General features: G+C 62.2%; 4 protein-coding genes and 1 pseudogene. 1 reads left to right on the top strand and 4 read right to left on the bottom strand.

The window, feature by feature from the left end:
• Window positions 1–359, bottom strand: a 359-nt coding sequence (locus H163_RS0121695) for an ISAs1 family transposase (RefSeq protein WP_155975141.1), incomplete at its 3' end; no start/stop codon positions are given.
• A 225-nt stretch (window positions 360–584) separates the two neighbouring features.
• On the opposite strand from H163_RS0121695, the gene H163_RS0121700 reads away from it, so the two are divergent.
• Entirely contained in the window at window positions 585–1730 is a 1146-nt protein-coding gene (locus tag H163_RS0121700) for an FAD-dependent monooxygenase (RefSeq protein WP_019966713.1), read from the top strand.
• A 71-nt stretch (window positions 1731–1801) separates the two neighbouring features.
• On the opposite strand, the gene H163_RS0121705 is transcribed toward H163_RS0121700, so the two are convergent.
• From H163_RS0121705 to H163_RS24630, 3 genes and pseudogenes are all read right to left on the bottom strand, one after another.
• Window positions 1802–2722: a SphA family protein gene (locus H163_RS0121705; RefSeq protein ID WP_019966714.1), complete on the bottom strand. Its 921-nt coding sequence runs from the start codon at window positions 2720–2722 to the stop codon at window positions 1802–1804.
• Between the two features lie 112 nt (window positions 2723–2834).
• A complete protein-coding gene (locus H163_RS0121710) occupies window positions 2835–3812 on the bottom strand; it encodes a helix-turn-helix domain-containing protein (protein ID WP_019966715.1) in 978 nt (325 codons plus the stop codon).
• A gap of 543 nt (window positions 3813–4355) precedes the next feature.
• Window positions 4356–4578, bottom strand: a pseudogene (locus H163_RS24630) (tripartite tricarboxylate transporter permease); the annotation flags it as partial.

Here is a 4578-nt window from a genome sequence, read left to right on the forward strand (position 1 = left end):
GTTGCCTTGGCCCCGCGGCGGTAGGCGCCGCGCACGGCCTTGCCATCAATCGCCACCACCCCTTCGATCCCTTTGGCAAAGGTGGCCGTGAGACGGCGGAAGGCCGCCTCGAAAGCATCGGTGTCAAGATGGCGGAAGACGGTGGAGAAGGTGTCGTGGCTGGGAATGCCATGGGGCAGCGGCACGATCGACTTCAGCCATCTGCGCTTCGAATGGCCGAAGTCCTCCATGTCGGTACAGCTTTCGGCCCCGCAGATGATCGCCGCGATGGCAATAAACAGGATCGACGTCAACGGATGGCGCGCGTTGCTGCTGCGCGGATCAGGCAAAGCTTCAAAACAAGCGGCAAATCTACTCATCGCAACCTCCCGGGACGGAGAACTCATGAATCGATTTGCCTCAGTAAAACAACCCCTTATTCGACATATGCGATTCCCCTGCCCTCAAGGGGGGAGAGGATCTGAGCCTGACTTGACCACATGGCCCCGTAACCAATCCTGACCCCCGGACACACGGGACCAAGGTCAACGCATACCCATATTGTTAGTACACAAACAAATATCTGACAGAGAGAGGACAGACCAATGACAGACGCAATTGAAAGGGTGGAAATCGCCGTCATCGGTGCAGGGCTTGGCGGGGCTGCGGCGGCGGCGCTGCTGGCCGGGGCCGGGTTTTCGGTGCACACGTTCGAGCAGGCGCCAGTCTTCACCCGGCTGGGCGCGGGCATTCACATTGGCCCCAACGTGATGAAGATCTTCCGCCGCATCGGCATCGAGAAGACGCTGGAGTCCATCGGCTCGCACCCGGATTTCTGGTTCTCCCGCGATGGCAACACGGGTGAGTATCTCTCCCGCATTCCGCTGGGCGATTATGGCCGCCGCGAATATGGCGCCTCCTACATCACCATCCACCGGGGCGACATGCACGCCGTGCAGATTGATGCCCTGCCGCAGGACCGGGTGCATTTCGGCCACAAGCTGACTGCCATCGAGGAGCGCGGCAGCGATGTTCTGCTGACCTTCGAGAACGGCCGCAAGATTGCCGCCGGTCTGGTGGTGGGTGCCGATGGCATCAATTCCATGATCCGTGAAATGCTGCTCGGGCCGGAAAAGCCGCGCTTCTCCGGCTGGGTCGGGCACCGGGCGCTGGTCAACATGGACAAGCTGCGCGCCTCGGGGCTTCAGTTCGAGGCCTGCGTCAAGTGGTGGTGGGAAGCCTCCCGCCACATCATGGCCTATGCGACCAAGGGCGATGGCAGCGAATATTACTACGTCACCGGCGTTCCCGTGGATGGCTGGGAGCACCAGACGAGCTTCGTGGACAGCTCCCGCGAGGAGATGCAAGCCATCTTCGGCGGCTCGCACCCGGTGGTGCAGGCGCTGATCGATGCCACGGAGACCGTGACCAAATGGCCGTTCTGGAACCGTGATCCGCTGAACCTGTGGAGCCGTGGCCGCCTCGTCATGCTGGGCGATGCCTGCCACCCGATGCGCCCGCACATGGCGCAGGGCGCCTGCATGGCCATCGAGGACGCCGCCGTGCTGACCCGCTGCCTTGAGGAAACCGGCACCAGCGGCTACCGCGAGGCCTTCGCCCTCTACGAAGCCACCCGCCGCGACCGTGCCACGAAAGTGCAGACCATCTCCAACGCCAACACCTGGCTGAAGGAGCCGGAGGACCCGGCCTGGGTCTACGCCTACGACCCGCTGACAGCCCAGCTCGGCTGACACAAAACCCCGCCGCAGGCTCTCAGGCCTGCGGCGGGGTTTCTGATTTTCCAGCTTGCCGGCCTCCTGCCTCAGAAGGCGTGCGAAATGCGGAAGGACAGGTTGTAACCTTCCGGCCGGTTCCGCGTGCCGAACTCCTTGTAGGCATGGAAGTTGACCGCCGGGAGGCCCGGCTCGAACCAGGCGATGGCAGGGCCTGCGGCGAAGGCACGGCTGCGGTTGCCCTTGACGATGCCCTGCCCCTTGTCGTCGGTCAGCTGCTGATAGGCATAGCCGCCCACACCCAGCGTCCAGGCCCCCAGCGACTTGCCCACGGCAAACTCCTGCTTGTACTCGATGCCGCTGGTGTAGTTGGTGGCACGGTTGACCGTGTTGAAGGAGATTTCGATGCGCGAGGAGACTTCCCAGCCGCTGTCCGACAGGTAGGTCACACCGGCAGTGGGTGCAAAGGTCCAGTGGTTGACGCCGGCTGAGAAGGGGTTGTTCACGTCATAGTGGCCGGTCGGCGCCTGGATCTGGAACGCGGTGTTCACATACCAGTTCTTCGTCAGATCCCACTGCAGGATCAGCGGGATGAACGCCGCATCACCAATGTGGAAATCCTTGTCCGCAACCTTCTGCCCCACATTGAAGGAGCCCGTCAGGTTCATGAGCGGCACCGCGACGCCGAAACCATAGGCGGCACCCAGCAGCTTCATCTCGGTCATCTTGATGTAGGACAGGGTCACGGAGGTGACATCCAGCTGCAGATCGATGCCGTTGTTCTTGCCGAAGACGTCATTGCCCTTGTTGGCGGTGTAGTGCATCACCTGCAGGCCGAAGGCGCCGTAAGGTGTCGGCGGCGGCGACATGCCTGCGCCGAAGTCGAACAGGCCGAAGGGCGTAATGGTGGCTCCACCTTCCACCGCCGATGCATCCTGTGTCCCGGACAGAACGGCCAGCAGAGCTGCACCCGCCAGAACCGTCTTTCCTGCGATATCTTTAACCTTCATTGTTCCCCACTGTGTTTTTCCGGTTAAGTAGGAAAACCTAGACACAGTGCACTGAACGCCGTTATCCGATATCGGCACTCTCCCTGCCGTCCTCGTTAAAAACCGCAGTATTTCAGGAAATGATGCCGGGATTCCCCAGCGTTTCGGAGGGCAATTCGCCAAACTGAGCCTTGTAGTCCCGGCTGAAGTGGCTCCAGTGCCAGAAGCCCCAGCGGGCGGCGATATCGCCGATGGTCTCGCGCCGGGCCTCTTTCCGGGCTGCCATCAGCGCCTCGCGCACTCTGGCAAGCCGCACCGACTTCAGCACCTGCACGGCGCTCTTGCCGTAGACCTTCGTGAAGCAAAGTTGCATGTAGCGGCGGCTGACCCCGAGGCGCTGGCACAGTTCCAGCACCGAACAGGCTTCAAGCCCGCCTTCCAGCACCAGCTCCAGCGCTGCATCGGTCACCTGCACATGCGCCCGGCTGGCCGGTCCGGGCTGAAAACCGGAGAGGGTGACAAGGTCGAGAACAGAGAGGAGAAGATCCTCCCCGGCGCGGATGCAGGCCGCACCGGGCAGCGCGTGGCCCAAGCCCATGACCGCCCCGAACATCGCCCGCACCCCGGTCAGCCTTTCGGGCGCGATGAACAGGGTCTTGTGGCGGGACAGCGCCTCTGCCAGTTCTCCCCCGCCTGCCAGCAGGCAGGCCCGGCCGAACCATTCCTCGTCAAAGGCAAGGCAGGCGAGGTCCACATAGCCCGAGGTCACCACATCCGGGTGATCGCTTCCGCAGGCCAGAAGCCCGGCCATGGCCGGGATGTCGCGCCCGCCCGCCTTGGCGATGCCTTCGGCAGCGAGGGGAAAGGCGAAGACCAGCGGCGAACGGCAGGAGGCCAGCCCCCGCTTCAACAGCGACTTGTCAACGGTCTCGCGCAGAAGCTGGACATGATTGAGGTTCAGCACCTGAACCGAAGCGGACAGCCGCCCTGGCGACAGCTGGACATATTCCGCCGGCCACTCCGGCGTAAGCTGAGCGAACTGGATCGGGTCATCCGCCGTCAGAATGGCAGGAGGACACACCTGTGGCGTGGCAGATCGTTCCAGCAGCATGCAGCCCCCCTCCAAGCTGATACCCGCAGATGAATTCCGTGCACTCTCCATCCGCTTGTTCTGGCGTGCAGTTTCCCTCTGGCTTTATTCACCGGAACAAGAAAAACAGAGAACCCCGAAAACAGGATCTGCCTATGGATTATCCTGTCTCACGGCTTTTGCAATACGCCGGAAAAGTATCGCTTGAAACCTTTGACACAGCCGGCTCTTTTAAATCGTTTGTACTGGAGAAAATCTGATAAAAACAAAGCCATCAGAAGATACTTGTTCGTTTGCACACGACTTCGGACGCAGAACCGCATCCCGTCTTCGCGGAAAAGGCTTCTGGCAAACGCGCCGCGCAAGCCGCAAGGTTCTGGGGCTTTTTTTGTGCAGGTCCGCTGCTGCCGGAATTGATCAACGGCCATGCCTGGCGGACAGCTGCTGGCTTCAGGAGGCCGCCCTTGGGAACTGGCAGACGGCGGCGCGCGAGCGCGCCATCTTGATCTCCTGAAGCCGAAGAGAGGCTGACCCGCCCGTTTGCATGGGCGGGTCAGGTTTTGCTTAGCGGAATGGCCAGGGCAGGTCCACCGCGTCCTGCAGCATGCCTGACGGGAAGTTGAGGGACAGGGCCCATGCGAGGAGGAGGATGATGCCGGCGGCCCCTGCGGTCATCAGGAGGGTTGCGAGCAGCCCTGCCCTTGCCCTGACGATGAGGAAGAAGGGGAAGAACAGCAGCAGCGCGGCATAGAAGCCGATGAGGGCTGTGAGGCCGACGAGGCCACCG

The organism is Pannonibacter phragmitetus DSM 14782, from assembly GCF_000382365.1.
GTDB lineage: Bacteria > Pseudomonadota > Alphaproteobacteria > Rhizobiales > Stappiaceae > Pannonibacter > Pannonibacter phragmitetus.

Excerpts from the sequence above, each read along its gene's own strand:
- H163_RS0121700 (WP_019966713.1), top strand. The coding sequence starts at position 585 with ATGACAGACGCAATTGAAAGGGTGGAAATCGCCGTCATCGGTGCAGGG.
- H163_RS0121705 (WP_019966714.1), bottom strand. The coding sequence starts at position 2,722 with ATGAAGGTTAAAGATATCGCAGGAAAGACGGTTCTGGCGGGTGCAGCT.
- H163_RS0121710 (WP_019966715.1), bottom strand. The coding sequence starts at position 3,812 with ATGCTGCTGGAACGATCTGCCACGCCACAGGTGTGTCCTCCTGCCATT.